We start from the raw sequence: 13,355 nt of genomic DNA, 5'->3' as shown, positions 1-13,355 counted from the left end.
ACGCGGAACGTCAGTCCGTGGACATGGCGACCTGATCCGGACGAGACGACGTGCACCGATGACCGAACCCTCGCGGGTTCCGAACAATCCGAACAAGGAGACGAGAATGGCGAAAGTTCTTTTCGTGATGACCGGTGTCGACTACTGGACACTGGCCGACGGCACCAAGCACCCGACCGGATTCTGGGCCGAGGAATTCGTCGTGCCGTTCGAGGCGCTGAAAGCCGCGGGCCACCAGGTCGTGGTGGCCACCCCCGGCGGCGTCGTGCCCAGCGTGGACAAGGGCAGCCTGGCGCCCGAGGTCAACGGCGGTCAGGAGACGGCGGAGCACCGGGCGCGGGTGGTGTCCACCAGTTCCGAGCTGGCCGACGCGATCGCGCTGGCCGACGTCGACCTCGCCGACTACGACGCCGTGTTCTACCCCGGCGGGCACGGGCCGATGGAGGATCTCGCCGTCGACGCCACCTCCGGCGCATTGCTCACCGCCGCACTGGATTCCGGCAAGCCGCTGGCCGTGGTGTGCCACGCGCCCGCCGCGCTGCTCGCCGCGACCAAGGCCGACGGGACCAACGCCTTCGCCGGCTACACGCTGACCGGCTTCACCAATGCCGAAGAGACGCAAGCCGGTTTCGCAGACAAGGCCAAGTGGCTCTTGCAGGACCGGCTGGTGCAGATCGGCGCCGACTTCCGCGAGGCCGACCCGTGGTCGCCGAACGTGGTCGCCGATCGCACGCTGATCACCGGCCAGAACCCCGCCTCCTCGGCAGGCGTCGCCGAGGAGCTGCTGCGGAAACTGTTCTGATCATGGCCACCGACCGGCTCGACGAGGTCCTCGACGCCACCTACGAGTGCCTGGCGCGATACGGCGTGCGGCGCACCACGGTCGACGACATCGGCGCCACCATGGGCGTGTCCCGGTCGGCGGTCTATCAGTACGTTCGCGGCAAGGACGACGCCGTGCGCAGGCTCGCCGAGCGGCTGCACGATCAGGCGCTCACGGGCGCCCGTGCCGCCGCGTCGGCGAATGCCCCTGCGTACGGACGCATTCGGGGCGTTCTGGCGGCGAAGCTGGAGCTGGTGCTACGCCTGCGCGGGGACTCACCGCACGCGGCGGAGCTGCTCGACGCCAAGGCGCGCCTGTTCGGCGACGTCTGCGCCGCGTTCACCGGCGACCTGCGCGCGCTGCTGATCGAGCTGTTCGACACCGCGGGCGCCGCGGATTCCGTGCCGCCCGCGACCGCCGCCGACATCTGCATCGCGCTGGTGATCGGCCTGGAATCCGCGTCGGATCCCCGAGGCCTGTTCGATCCGGCGATCGACGCGGTGCTCGCCGGGCTGCTCGCTGCCGGACCATCCGCCGGTTCCTCGCGCGATGGAATCGACGAGCCCGTCGAAGCGTTCCCGGGCATGATGCGCGACGCGGGCGCGTAGCCGGCGCTGCCCGCGCGAATCGTCTTCCAGCAGAAAGGTTTCCCCATGTCAACCACGGACACCTCCCGTCCCGCCGAGTCGTCCGGCGTCTTCGCCCTCGGCGGCGACCTCCCCGTCCACCGCCTCGGCTACGGCGCCATGCAGATCACCGGTCCCGGCGTCTGGGGCGATCCGGCGGATCCGGACGAGGCCGTTCGGGTGCTGCGCCGCGCCGTCGAACTCGGCGTGAACTTCATCGACACCGCCGACTCGTACGGGCCGTTCGTCAGCGAACAGCTGATCCGCAAGGCGCTGCACCCCTACGCCGACGATCTCGTCATCGCCACCAAAGGCGGGCTGACCCGCTCCGGTCCCGGCGACTGGCGGCCGGTCGGCAGGCCGGAATACCTGCGCCAGCAGACCGAACTCAGCCTGCGCCACCTCGGCGTCGACCGCATCGACCTCTACCAGCTGCACCGCATCGATCCGCAGGTGCCGCTGGCCGACCAGCTCGGTGAACTCGTCCTGCTGCAACAGGAGGGCAAGATCCGGCACATCGGCGTCTCCCAGGTGAGCGTCGAGCAGCTGCGGCAGGCGCGTGAGATCGCGACGATCGTCTCGGTGCAGAACCTCTACAACCTGGCCAACCGCGCCGACGAGGCAGTGCTCGAGTACGCCGAGGCCGAGAACATCGCGTTCATCCCGTGGTTCCCGATCGCCACCGGTGAGCTCGCCCGGCCGGGCGGCCCGCTGGACGCCATCGCCAAGGAACACGGCGCGACGCCCGCCCAGCTGGCACTGGCCTGGCTGCTGCGCCGCTCCCCGGTGATCCTGCCGATCCCCGGCACCTCCTCGGTCGGCCACGTCGAGGAGAACATCGACGCCGCTCGAATCACGCTCACCGACGACGAATTCGCGGCACTGTCCGCCGCGGCCTGATCCGAGCCGCCGCTGCCCGGCCGTGCCCGCGAAAGGCACGGCCGGGCAATCCCGCTCGTCGCCCCGGCCTGATTCGTGTTGTACGGCCCCGGAGTTCATGGGTAGTGTCGTGGTCGAGACCAGGGGCGTTGCGCCCGAGCGAGAGCCACCGCCGAGACTCGGACGGTAGAAGGGGAAGCGGGCAATGATCACGCTCCGGAAAGAAGACGGCGCGGCGGATCTCGCCGGCATCGCCAAGCTGAGCGTCGGGGTGAGCTGGGATCCCTCGGCGGGCACCAGCGGCGGAGCGCTCGGCTGGGCGCGCCGCAAGCGCGGCGTGGACCTGGACCTGATCGCAATTCTCATGCAGGGCAGCGAGCCGGTCCGCTTCGCGGGCCTGGATTCGCTCGACCCGCTGGGCAACGGCGCGGTCCTGCACACCGGCGACGAGCAGACGGGCGCGGCCGCGGGCGACGACGAGACGGTGCACGTCACCTTCGCCGAAGTGCCGGGCGGCATCGATGCCATTGTCTTCGTGGCTGCGGCCTTCAAGAAGGGCAGCTCGTTCGAGAAGGCGAACAACATCTCCTTCAAGATCTACGACGCCACCGGCGGCAACAGCCAGCAGGTCGCCGACATCTGGCCCTCCCTGCTCGGCACCGACAACGCCAACGCCGTGGCCCGCGCCTTCCGCAACGGCGGTGCGTGGCAGCTGGAAGTCCTGAACCGCAAGGGCAAGATCAAGCAGGGCGACAAGCAGGCGCTGCTCCGCTTCGCCATGCAGTAGCGACCGGGCCACCGCGGGAACGGCTTTCGGGGCCCGCGGTCGGCGGCCGTCAACTGGTACGAGGAGCGCTGAGCGCCTCGCGAATCGTGTCGCGCAGCCAGCGTTGTGCCGGGTCCGCGTCGAGCCGCGTATGCCAGAGCAGTCGCACATCGATGTCCGGTAGGTCCGCGGGGATCGAGAACCAGCGGATGCCGAGGGTTCGGCCGTATTGTTCGGCGAGGCGCTGGGGGATGAGTCCGACGTAGTCGCTCGCGGACACCAACAGCGCGGCGACGGCCGAGGTCGGCACGACGACGGCGACGTGGCGGTGCAGGCCCGCGGCGGCGAGCGCGTCGTCGAGCGGTCCCCGAGCGCGCCCCCGGCGAGAGGCCGAGACGTGGGGATATCGGCACAGCTGCGCCAAGGTCGGGCTGCGGTGACGGCCCAGTGCGCTGCCCGCGCGGACGACGCCGACGAGCCGTTCTCGATACAGGACGGCGTTCCGGATGTCGGGAGCGTCGACATCGCCGACACCGACGTCGAGGTCGACCGAGCCGTCACGCAGCGCCTCGATGCTCTCGGTGCCTTCCGTCACGAACCGCAAGGTCACGCCGGGAGCCGCGGAGACGGCTTCGATCGCTGTCGTCACCAGCGTCGCCGCGACGCCGTCGTTGATGCGAATGGTGAACGTGCGCTGCAATTCCGCGACGGTGATCTCTCGATCGGCGCTGATCAACGCCTCGGCTTCGTCGAGAAGTGACCGCACGCGCGGAGCGGTGCGCAGCGCGAACGGTGTCGGCGCGAGCCCGCGACCGGCGCGTACCAAGATCGGGTCGCCCATCGTGCGCCGCAACCGGGCCAACGCTCGGCTGGTGGCCGGAACCGACAGATTCAGCCGTTCCGACGCCGCCGTGACGCTCCCTTCCCGCAGCAGTGCGTCGAATACACGCAGGAGGTTCAGGTCGAGCTGCCCAGGCACAATTGCATACTACGCAATCGTCAGTTGTAAAAGTTGCGTGGCACGGAGATGTCGCAGGTCAATACCGTCATCGCCATGCGATCAACTGTTCTGAGCCCACCATCACGGGCCGCGTCCGCGCGCCCCGTCGCCCGGCGCGGCTTACTCGCCGTCATGTGCGCATGCGTCGTCCTCGTCGTCGGGATGGTCGCCGCGATCAACCTCGCGGTTCCTATATTCGCCGCGAGCGCACTGCACCCGTCCGCGTCGGCGCTGGTGTGGATCGTCGACACCTACGTGATCTGCTTCGCCTGCCTGGTGATCCCCGGCGGAGCGGCGGGGGATCGCTTCGGGCGCAAGGGAATACTGCTCGCCGGGCTGGCCTTGTTCGGGGTCGGCGCGCTGATCTCCGCGGCGGCGCCGAATGTCGCCGTCCTGCTCGCCGGCCGCGCCGTCACGGGGATCGGCGCCGCCGCCGTGCTGCCGAACACGCTCGCGATCCTGCTGCACGCGGTACCCGCCGAACGCAGGAGCGCGACGATAGCGACCTGGGCCTCGATGACCGGGATCGGCGGAGTCGTCGGCAACATCGGCGGCGGAGCTCTGCTGACGAGCGGGTCGTGGCGCTGGCTCTTCGGTGCGAGCATCCCGGTCGCGTTGATCCTCGCCGCGCTCGTGGGCCTGGTCGCGCCGGTGTCGCCGCGCAGTGACCGAAGCCTCGACCCCCTCGGCACCGTGCTGCTCGTCGGAGCGTCGGTCGCGCTGCTGATCGGCATCGTTCAAGGTCCGGAGGCGGGCTGGGACAGCGCGCTGGTGATCGCCGGATTCTGCTGTGCCGCCGCGCTGTTCGCGCTCTGGACGTTCGTCGAACTGAAAGTGGAGCACCCGCTGCTGGACCCGCGAATACTCCGCCTGCCACGCCTGCGCAGCGCCTGCCTCGGCATGACGGCGGTCTTCTTCGGCATGTTCGCGCTGTTCTACGTCAACGCGTCGTTTCTCCAATACGGCAAGGGATTCGGCGTCCTGCACACCGGGCTGGGCATCATCCCTCTGACCGTCCCGGTCATTCTCGGCACCCGGCACGTCGGACGCCTCGTGCACCGCATCGGTCACGACGCCACCGTCGCCCTCGCTTTCGTGTTCGTCGGCGGCGGACTGCTGGGCATCTCCACGAGCGCCGAGCAGACGCCCTACGCCGCCTACGCCGCATGGCTTGTCGTGACCGGAATCGGTGTGACACTGGCACTTCCGACGCTGTCCGGCGCGATCGCCACGTCACTGCCGCCCGCCCAGGCCGGAGTCGGAGCCGGACTGCAGGCCACCACCCGCGAGTTCGGCAGCGCGCTCGGCGTCGCGGTCATCGGCACTGCGCTCAACTCCCGGTTCGTCGCCGCGCTGCCACCCGATATTCGCGCCGGCCACGATCCGCGCACCGTGGCCGAGGCGCTCGCCGCCACCACCTCCGCGCGTGCCCACGAGGTCGTCGCGGCGTTCGTCTCGGGCGCCGAGTTCGGATTGCGCGTGATCGGCGTGGCTGTGCTCGCCCTCGGGGCCTTGGTCGTCCTGCAATCGCTGCTGTCTCGACGCGGGCAATCGCACTGAGGGGAGCGGTCGTAAGCCGACCCCGCAGACCACCGGCGGCCCAATCGGGTCGCCGGTGAGTACGCCGAATCCTGACACTCGCCTCCCCGACGGACCACGCTGACGAGCCGGGGCGGCCGAGGTGGGATGCGCAACAAAGTCTTCATGTCGATCTTCGGCGAGAGCGGGTATGCGTGTGGCTGAGGCAAGTCGACCGAAGGAGGACAACGTGGCCGTTTCGGCTTCGCGCCCGCAGTATCGTGCCGATCGCCGACACCGTTCCGGCTCGGCCGAGCAGGCGGGTTCCATCCACCTGACCATCGCCGCATGGGTTCTCGTGCTCTGCGTGCTGAGTTTCACGCTGGCACTGCTGTGAAAACCTGGGCCGCGGTGCGTTTCCGCTGCCGAAGCGCACCGTGGCCCGCGTGACGACGAGAGGAGTTCGATCTCGTGGAGGACGTACTACGGCCGCTGATCGTCCTGTTCGGCACGGTCGCCATCACCGTGTCGGCGGGGCTGCTGGTCGACGGGATGTTGCGCTACAGCGCGCGACATCGTCCCGATACGCACCTGCCGATGCTGTTGCGCCGGGTGCAGTCGCCTGTGCAGGCCCTGCTCGGCGCGATCGCGCTGCATGCCGCCTATCCCTTGGCGGAGTTGAACTTACGACAAGACGCGGTGATACGGAACATCCTGGCCGCGGCGGCGATCATGGCGGCGGTGTGGCTGGTCATCCGGGCCGCCGACGCGGTCGCCGAGAACATGCTGCGGCGCTATGCCGGACGCACGAACGAGATTTCGCGCGTGCGCCAGCTGCGCACGCAGCTCGGACTGGTGCGCCGCATCGTCACCTCGGTGCTGGTGGTCACGACCGCCGCGGTGGCGATCCTGCTGCTGTTCCCGAGTCTGCGCACGCTGGGCACCTCGCTGCTGGCTTCGGCCGGCGTGATCGGCATCATCGCGGGCGTCGCGGCGCAGTCGACGTTGAGCAATCTCATGGCCGGGTTGCAGATCGCCTTCGGCGATTCGGTGAAGATCGGCGACACGGTGGTGGTGGAAGGCGAATGGGGGACCGTGGAGGAAATCACCCTGGCCTTTCTCACCGTGCGGATCTGGGACGACCGCAGGCTGACCATGCCGGTCTCCTACTTCAACAGCAAGCCGTACGAGAACTGGTCGCGGGGCGGTTCGCAGCTCACCGGCACGGTGTTCCTGCACCTCGACCACAGCACGCCGGTGCCGTTGCTGCGCGAACACCTGCACGACTACCTTCGTGACCACCCGGAGTGGGATCGCCGCAACTGGAATCTGGTCGTCACCGACAGCACACCGACGAACATCGTGGTGCGCGCGACGATGTCGGCGGCGGACGCCGACGACGCGTGGAACCTGCGCTGCGCGGTCCGCGAGGAACTGCTGGACTGGCTCGGCCGTCACCATCCGCACGCCCTGCCGAAGATTCCCACCGCGATCACCGACGCCGACGGCGAGCGCCGCGCAATGGCCATGGCGGCCAACGGGTCCGGCGATTCGGGCAGTCGCGACGGCGAATGAGAACGAATCGCCGATGTCCGTTCGGTAGCAGCTAGCCGACGAGAACCGAAGTTGTTGGTGGGACTGGTCGTTCTATCAATCTGTCTCTCCGCACAAAGCGCGTCGGGACGTTGCTCAGCTGCCACAAACCCGCCCGAGAGCGGCGGTCGCCGAAGATTGTGCGGGTTACGGTGGCGGGACGTGAACTACCCCGCGGGAGGCTTTCATGTCCGCACAGCAGGCCGATCCGGATCTTACGGTGTCAGGTCGACCGGCATCGACACATCTCGAGGACGTTCGCGCGATCTCACAGCGAATGGTCGGGCACTTTCTGCAAACCGTCGCACCGTGTAACACCCTGCCGGGTGACGCCTTGGGCGGTGACGTGGCCGCGGTGACGCGCGTGTGCATCGAGCTGGCGATGCGCATGCTCGACGGTGGGGAGGGCATCGGTTCGGATATCGAGCGGATCGGCGCGACCGCCGCGCAATGGGCGCGCGAGGGCATCCCGATCGACACCATCCAGCACGCCATACACGAGGGTTTCAAGCTGGGCTTCGATATCGTCCTGGCGAAGGCGACGACCAGCGACCAGCAGAGGCTGGTCAATGTCGCGCGCCGGCTGATGGACATTCTGGACACCATCAGCTCGACCGTGTCGGTCGCCTACGTGCGGGAGCTGAAAGCGGTTGTCAGCGAGCACCATACCGCCGTGCATACGCTCACCTCGGCGCTGCTCGGCGGCAACAGCACCTCCACCATGGCGCGCGAGTGCGGCGTCCCGATCGCCGACGCCTATCACGTGCTGGCGGTGCACATTCCGCCCCACCGTGACGAATCGAACCCCAAGCTCGATCCGAAAGTGGTGGCGCGGCGCAAACTACGTCGCGTGCAGGCGGAGCTGGCCACCCGGTGCGGGGAGAGCGCGCTGTCGCTGTTGAGCGTCGACGGCGGAACGATTCTGCTGCCCGCCGCCGAGTTCGACGACGCCGCACTGGAATTCCTGGTGAAGTGGTTGACGGACGCCGCGCAGACTCCGGTCAGGGCGACCGTGGTGGAGGCGGGACTGCGGCGGATTCCCGAGGCCGCTGACGAGGCGCACGAGCAACTGGACATGGTGCAGCGGTTGCAGTTCGACTCCGGGTTGTACCGGTTCAACGACATGGCGTTGGAGTATCAGCTGACCCGGCCCGGCCCGGCCCGCGACTTCCTGGGCTCGCTGCTGGATCCATTGGAGGAGTATCCGGAGTTCCTCGAGACGCTGAAGACCTATATCGCCACCAATCTGAACCGGCAGCGTACGGCGCGGCTGCTGTATGTGCACACCAACACCGTCGACTACCGCCTCAAACGGATCGGTCAGCTCATCGATTTCGACCCGACCCAGGCGTCCGGGCTGTGGTATCTGCGCTCGGCGATGGTGGCCCGCAGTCACCGTGACGCCGACGTCATTCCGCGGCGGGCCGCGCGGTAGCGGATCATGCGTCGATGCTCAGACGATGCAGCGTTCCATTCCAGGCGAACGGCGGCTGGTATCGATCGCCGACGTGGAGTCCGCAGTCGTAGCCCACGGACAGAATCGTGGGCTCGCGCGGGTTCGTCAGCGGGAGCCGGTGGTTGCCGTGGGCGCCTCCGGCCACCGTGCCGTCCACCATCGCGCCGACGTGCAGGTTCTCGCCCATGGGGCGCAGTACGCAGCCGACGCGGTGCAGACCCGGGGGCAGTATCCGGTCGGCTCGCACGTGCAGTGTTCCGGCTGCGGTCGTGACGGCGACTCGGGGTGTCGAGTCGATGACATAGACGGCCACGCCGCCGCCCCGGTTGCCCAGGGCGAACAGGAGTCCGCGGGATGCGGCTTCCGGCACGTCGATGTCGGCGATGATGCTGCCGCCACCGAACAGTGTGGGCAGTGTTCTCTCGACGACATGTGCTCCGCCGGAGGAGAACACGGTGAATTCGGCGATTGCGAAGGATTGTCGCGCGAAGGCGTCGCCCGGTGACTCGTGGCCGAAATCGGCACTTCGCCAGCGGCACTCGAATCCCTGCGGCAATCTTTGCGTCCGCCACAGTCCGTGGACGGGTGTGTCGTCCACTCTTGTCGCCGAAGGATTGGCAGCCGCCGTCTCGGAGTGCCTTTGCGAACCAGGAAGATCGAATCCATGGAGCGCCTTTTTCGCCTGCACGTCTCGACGATAAGGTGCGTCCGCCGGTATCGATCGCCGAAATCGGCCATTCGTGGAAAACACATGGACGCGCCGGATGCGTTGTCTCCGAGCATATGTCGCTGACGACAAGAATTCGCCAACGGCATTGGCGCAGCCCGGCGTCGATTCGCCGGTGGTTCGCTTCGTCCGGCGAAAACCGTTGTCGGCCGTGAGCCGGGGCGGTCTGGGGCTATTCGGGGCGGACGGCCAGTAGAGCCGGTGTGCCTTGTGGTGCGGTGGAATCCATTTCGTCGATCTGGGCCGCCAGTTCGTCTGTCGGCGCCACCGAGCTCGTTCTGACGAACACCGGCAGCCGGGTGGCCGTCCACAGCAGTGCGGCGATCACGACGATGGGCAGGCGGCCGAGAATGCCGATCGGGCTGGGGGTGAGGGTGTTTCCCAGTTGGCGCACGAGGCTCAATCCCTCGCGCAGGGCGCGGGCCAGTGCGGTCGCTTCGCGTCGGCCGAGACCGTGGCCGGTGCGATGCGCACTTTGCCCCGCCAGCAGCACCGGCACGACGAATGCCGCGTGGGTCCGCAGCCAACCCTGCATATCAGGGTGCACGGTCGAGGGGATCCCGGCGTCGGAAAAGACTGTCGCCCAACGCTCGTCCGAAACGGTCGACGGCGTGCCACGGCGCAGAACGGTGAACTCCAGTTCGCCGTCTCGAATGACTGCCACCACCGCCGGAAAGCCGAATACCGTGCGCTCCGGTCCCACCGCGTCGCGGAAGCGGTCGAGGGATTCGAAGATGTTGAACATGAACATGACAGTGCGCGCGGCGCAGTCGGCCAGGCGCTGTAGCAGTACGTCGACCTCCGACCCGAGGACCGTGACCAGCACGAGATCCCATGGCGTCGTCGTGTCCAACTCGGCGGCGACGCGCACGGCGGCCTGTTCGCCGGTGGCGGTGACGATCGCCTGATCGCGGCGCAGGCGCTCCAGCCGAGATCCGCGTGCGACGACGGTGACATCGTGACCCGCGCGGGAGAGCTGAAAGGCGAAAGTGCTGCCGTGTGCGCAGCGGGTCACCGTTTCGGGAGGGATTCGTTAGTCCGAACCGGACGCCATAGGCGAGAAAAACTCTCTGCCACTTTCAACATATAGCGCACTGGGGGTCTTGCGGCAAGACCCCGGTCGTGCCGCAGAATGTCCGGCCGAAGCCAGTACCTGCTGAAAATCAGGGATCTGTGACGTGCGTGTGCGTCGCGGAGCTGCGCGAAGCAGCTGGCCGAAAACGCAGACCTCGAGGGAATGGGCGGTTCATGTTCGATGTGATCGTTGCCGGGGGCGGACCGACCGGCTTGATGCTGGCCAGTGAGTTGCGGCTGCACGGGGTCCGAGTTCTCGTGCTGGAGAAGGAGGCGGAGCAGACTCCGTTCGTTCGCGCGCTCGGTCTGCACGCGCGCAGTGTCGAGGTGTTGGACCAGCGTGGTCTGCTGGAGCGGTTCCTCGCGCACGGCCAGCAGTTCGCGGTGGGTGGTTTCTTCGCCGGTATCGAGAAGCCGTGGCCCACGCGGCTGGACACCGCGCATCCCTACGTGCTCGGCATCCGGCAGCCCATCACCGATCGCCTGCTGGCCGAACGCGCCGCCGAGCTGGACGCCGAGATCCGGCGCGGCTGCGAGCTGGTCGGCCTGACCCAGAACGAGCACGGGGTGACCGTCGAGCTGGCCGACGGCACGGAGTTGCGCTCGCGCTACCTCGTCGGCTGTGACGGCGGACGCAGCACGGTGCGCAAGCTGATCGGCGTCGGCTTCCCCGGCGAGCCGAGCCGGGTCGAGACGCTGCTGGGCGAGATGGTGGTGGACGCGCCGCCGGAGACGCTGGCCGCCGTGATGGCCGAAGTCCGCAAGACCGAGAAGCGGTTCGGCGCCATGCCGCTCGGGGACGGGGTGCATCGCGTGATCGTGCCCGCCGCGGGGGTGGCCGAGGACCGTACCGTCTCGCCGACACTCGAGGAGTTCAAGCAGCAGCTGCGGGCGGTCGCGGGCACCGACTTCGGCGTGCACTCACCGCGCTGGCTGTCCCGTTTCGGCGACGCGACCCGGCAGGCCGAGCGCTACCGGGTCGGCCGGGTGCTGCTGGCGGGCGACGCGGCGCACATCCACCCGCCGACCGGCGGGCAGGGGCTCAACCTCGGTATCCAGGACGCGTTCAACCTCGGGTGGAAGCTGGCCGCCGAGGTCGACGGATGGGCCCCGGAGGGGCTGCTGGACAGCTACCACGCCGAACGGCATCCGGTGGCCGCCGACGTGCTGGACAACACCCGCGCGATGATGCAGCTGATGTCCCTCGAGCCGGGACCGCAGGCTGTGCGAAAACTGGTGGCGGAACTGATGGATTTCGAGGAGGTCAACCGGTACTTGATCGAGAAGATCACCGCGATCGGGGTCCGCTACGACTTCGGCGAGGGGCATGAGCTGCTCGGACGGCGGATGCGGGACGTGGGGTTGAAGCGGGGGCGCCTCTACGGGCTGATGCACAGCGGCCGCGGACTGCTGCTCGACCAGACCGGCTTGCTGTCGGTTGCCGGGTGGGCGGATCGGGTCGACCACGTCGTCGACGTCAGCGAGGAACTGGACGTGCCCGCCGTGCTGCTGCGGCCGGACGGCCACGTGGCATGGGTCGGTGACGATCAGCGGGATCTGCTCGACAAGTTGCCTCGCTGGTTCGGCGCCGCGAGCTGAATTCGCCAGGGCTGGAAGGGATGTGACGCGGCCGGTGCGGATATCGCACCGGCCCGCTCCACGGACCCGGTCATCCTCCTTCAGTGTGCGGCGTTGGCATCCATCGAGGGCCGGTCGGCGGCAGCGCTCGGTGGCCGATCGTCTGCGCCGGCCCCGATGAATCCGGTGACGACCGCGATCACCAAGACGAATGCGACCAGCGCGCACCCGGTCCGGGTGATATGGAACAGCTCCCAGCGCCGCAGGATGTCGGCATAATCGTCGGGTGGCGTCCCCACCGCCCAGCGCTTGATCTGCTGGTTGATCGGCACGTTCCCGAGGCGGGTCACCAGGAACGACAGGAGCGTCAGCGCGGACGCGCTCCCCGCGACCCATCGCGGCCATGACCTCGATCGCGCTGCCAGCAGCAGCGTGCTCAGGATGGCCAAGCCCATCAGCGACTGCATCACCACGCCGTTGACTCGCATCAGCGCGGTATGAAACGTGAACCGAACCTCGAGGGGCACCTCACGAAACGCGTACAGCACGTTCACCGCGCCGTATCCGAACGCCCCTGCGAGCAGCCCGGGAAACAACAGCGCCGCCGCACGGACGGATTTCGACAGCATCGCAACTCCCATCGCACGATCGCAACACCGAGTTGCGATATCGTCAGCATGCCCGGTTGCCGTCGATATCGCAACAAGGAGTTGCAATGAGTTCTGCCGCGCCCCTCGGACGCGGGCCGAAGGTCCGTGCCGCCGTGCTCGCCGCGACCGTCGACGAGCTGAGCGAACACGGCTACACCGCGTTCACCGTCGACAACGTCGCCCAGCGCGCCGGTGTGCACAAGACGACCGTCTACCGGCGGTGGCCCGACCGTGACGCCCTGATCGCCGATGCGCTGGCCGAGAGCGTCGCCGCGGAGATAGCGATCCCCGACACGGGTTCGATCGAGGGCGATCTTCGCGCGCTCGCGCGGAGTCTGGTCGCGTGGATCAACAGCCCGTCCGGCCAGGCTGTCCTCACGGTCATGGTGTCCAACGCCGCCGGGCTGCCGTCGCCGCCCGACAGCATTCGGCACGTCTTCCGTGATCGAATCCGCCGGGCGCTGCCGGTCGTGCCGCGCGCGATCGCGCGCGGCGAGCTTCCCTCCGGCGCCGATCCCGCGGAACTGATCAAAAGCCTTGCGGCGCCGATCTATTTCCGAGTCCTGATCACCGGCGAGCGGGTGACCGACAGCACGGCGGACGCCGCCGCGGCACTGACGTTGACGGCCGCACGCGCCGGCCTCTTCGGCTGACCGAACATCAGT

The 13,355-nt window shown here is 68.3% G+C and carries 14 protein-coding genes; 10 read left to right on the top strand and 4 right to left on the bottom strand.

Features of this window, described 5'->3' with window-relative positions; genetic code table 11:
- The first annotated feature begins 106 nt into the window (after window positions 1-106).
- The 4 genes from ACRWNM_RS19350 to ACRWNM_RS19335 all read left to right on the top strand — a co-directional run bounded on the left by ACRWNM_RS19350 (window position 107) and on the right by ACRWNM_RS19335 (window position 3,115).
- On the top strand, window positions 107-802 hold the full coding sequence (locus ACRWNM_RS19350) for a type 1 glutamine amidotransferase domain-containing protein (protein WP_431969408.1): 696 nt from the start codon (window positions 107-109) through the stop codon (window positions 800-802).
- A gap of 2 nt (window positions 803-804) precedes the next feature.
- Window positions 805-1,431, top strand: a complete 627-nt coding sequence (locus ACRWNM_RS19345) for a TetR/AcrR family transcriptional regulator (RefSeq protein WP_431969406.1) — start codon at window positions 805-807, stop codon at window positions 1,429-1,431.
- A gap of 45 nt (window positions 1,432-1,476) precedes the next feature.
- Window positions 1,477-2,349 (top strand): aldo/keto reductase, encoded by an 873-nt coding sequence (locus ACRWNM_RS19340; protein WP_431969404.1) that lies wholly within the window; start codon window positions 1,477-1,479, stop codon window positions 2,347-2,349.
- A gap of 184 nt (window positions 2,350-2,533) precedes the next feature.
- Window positions 2,534-3,115 (top strand): TerD family protein, encoded by a 582-nt coding sequence (locus ACRWNM_RS19335; protein WP_431969402.1) that lies wholly within the window; start codon window positions 2,534-2,536, stop codon window positions 3,113-3,115.
- Window positions 3,116-3,164: 49 nt separating this feature from the next.
- Here the strand turns inward: ACRWNM_RS19335 and ACRWNM_RS19330 are convergent, their stop codons facing one another.
- A complete protein-coding gene (locus ACRWNM_RS19330; protein ID WP_431969400.1) occupies window positions 3,165-4,073 on the bottom strand; it encodes a LysR family transcriptional regulator in 909 nt (302 codons plus the stop codon).
- Window positions 4,074-4,148: 75 nt separating this feature from the next.
- Between ACRWNM_RS19330 and ACRWNM_RS19325 the strand changes: the two genes are divergently transcribed.
- The 4 genes from ACRWNM_RS19325 to ACRWNM_RS19310 all read left to right on the top strand — a co-directional run bounded on the left by ACRWNM_RS19325 (window position 4,149) and on the right by ACRWNM_RS19310 (window position 8,640).
- Window positions 4,149-5,654 (top strand): MFS transporter, encoded by a 1,506-nt coding sequence (locus tag ACRWNM_RS19325; protein WP_431969398.1) that lies wholly within the window; start codon window positions 4,149-4,151, stop codon window positions 5,652-5,654.
- 208 nt (window positions 5,655-5,862) lie between these two features.
- The gene (locus ACRWNM_RS19320; RefSeq protein ID WP_357400409.1) at window positions 5,863-6,009 is read left to right on the top strand and encodes a hypothetical protein; all 147 of its coding nucleotides are present in this window, start codon (window positions 5,863-5,865) and stop codon (window positions 6,007-6,009) included.
- A 74-nt stretch (window positions 6,010-6,083) separates the two neighbouring features.
- Window positions 6,084-7,187 (top strand): mechanosensitive ion channel family protein, encoded by a 1,104-nt coding sequence (locus ACRWNM_RS19315; protein WP_431969395.1) that lies wholly within the window; start codon window positions 6,084-6,086, stop codon window positions 7,185-7,187.
- Window positions 7,188-7,392: 205 nt separating this feature from the next.
- Window positions 7,393-8,640 carry a PucR family transcriptional regulator gene (locus tag ACRWNM_RS19310; RefSeq protein WP_431969393.1) on the top strand — a complete coding sequence of 416 codons (1,248 nt, stop codon included), beginning with the start codon at window positions 7,393-7,395 and terminating at the stop codon, window positions 8,638-8,640.
- Window positions 8,641-8,644: 4 nt separating this feature from the next.
- Here ACRWNM_RS19310 and ACRWNM_RS19305 read toward each other — a convergent pair whose 3' ends face one another.
- Together ACRWNM_RS19305 and ACRWNM_RS19300 are read right to left on the bottom strand one after the other, a co-directional pair.
- On the bottom strand, window positions 8,645-9,259 hold the full coding sequence (locus ACRWNM_RS19305) for a hypothetical protein (RefSeq protein WP_431969391.1): 615 nt from the start codon (window positions 9,257-9,259) through the stop codon (window positions 8,645-8,647).
- A 301-nt stretch (window positions 9,260-9,560) separates the two neighbouring features.
- Window positions 9,561-10,403: a ketopantoate reductase family protein gene (locus ACRWNM_RS19300; RefSeq protein ID WP_431969389.1), complete on the bottom strand. Its 843-nt coding sequence runs from the start codon at window positions 10,401-10,403 to the stop codon at window positions 9,561-9,563.
- Between the two features lie 233 nt (window positions 10,404-10,636).
- Between ACRWNM_RS19300 and rox the strand changes: the two genes are divergently transcribed.
- A complete protein-coding gene (gene rox, locus ACRWNM_RS19295; protein WP_431969387.1) occupies window positions 10,637-12,061 on the top strand; it encodes a rifampin monooxygenase in 1,425 nt (474 codons plus the stop codon).
- Between the two features lie 80 nt (window positions 12,062-12,141).
- Here rox and ACRWNM_RS19290 read toward each other — a convergent pair whose 3' ends face one another.
- The gene (locus tag ACRWNM_RS19290; protein ID WP_431969385.1) at window positions 12,142-12,669 is read right to left on the bottom strand and encodes an anthrone oxygenase family protein; all 528 of its coding nucleotides are present in this window, start codon (window positions 12,667-12,669) and stop codon (window positions 12,142-12,144) included.
- A gap of 86 nt (window positions 12,670-12,755) precedes the next feature.
- Here ACRWNM_RS19290 and ACRWNM_RS19285 point away from each other — a divergent pair, with 86 nt between their 5' ends.
- Complete coding sequence (locus ACRWNM_RS19285; RefSeq protein WP_431969383.1) at window positions 12,756-13,343, top strand: TetR/AcrR family transcriptional regulator; 588 nt, start codon at window positions 12,756-12,758, stop codon at window positions 13,341-13,343.
- Window positions 13,344-13,355: the final 12 nt, after the last annotated feature.

It is taken from the genome of Nocardia sp. bgisy134, assembly GCF_965341865.1.
GTDB lineage: Bacteria > Actinomycetota > Actinomycetes > Mycobacteriales > Mycobacteriaceae > Nocardia.
Note: the sequence above shows the minus strand (reverse complement) of the source record. Positions and strands in the feature narration are given on the sequence as shown.

Excerpts from the sequence above, each read along its gene's own strand:
- ACRWNM_RS19335 (WP_431969402.1), top strand. The coding sequence starts at position 2,534 with ATGATCACGCTCCGGAAAGAAGACGGCGCGGCGGATCTCGCCGGCATC.
- ACRWNM_RS19345 (WP_431969406.1), top strand. The coding sequence starts at position 805 with ATGGCCACCGACCGGCTCGACGAGGTCCTCGACGCCACCTACGAGTGC.
- rox (WP_431969387.1), top strand. The coding sequence starts at position 10,637 with ATGTTCGATGTGATCGTTGCCGGGGGCGGACCGACCGGCTTGATGCTG.
- ACRWNM_RS19350 (WP_431969408.1), top strand. The coding sequence starts at position 107 with ATGGCGAAAGTTCTTTTCGTGATGACCGGTGTCGACTACTGGACACTG.
- ACRWNM_RS19290 (WP_431969385.1), bottom strand. The coding sequence starts at position 12,669 with ATGCTGTCGAAATCCGTCCGTGCGGCGGCGCTGTTGTTTCCCGGGCTG.
- ACRWNM_RS19285 (WP_431969383.1), top strand. The coding sequence starts at position 12,756 with ATGAGTTCTGCCGCGCCCCTCGGACGCGGGCCGAAGGTCCGTGCCGCC.
- ACRWNM_RS19310 (WP_431969393.1), top strand. The coding sequence starts at position 7,393 with ATGTCCGCACAGCAGGCCGATCCGGATCTTACGGTGTCAGGTCGACCG.
- ACRWNM_RS19325 (WP_431969398.1), top strand. The coding sequence starts at position 4,149 with ATGCGATCAACTGTTCTGAGCCCACCATCACGGGCCGCGTCCGCGCGC.
- ACRWNM_RS19340 (WP_431969404.1), top strand. The coding sequence starts at position 1,477 with ATGTCAACCACGGACACCTCCCGTCCCGCCGAGTCGTCCGGCGTCTTC.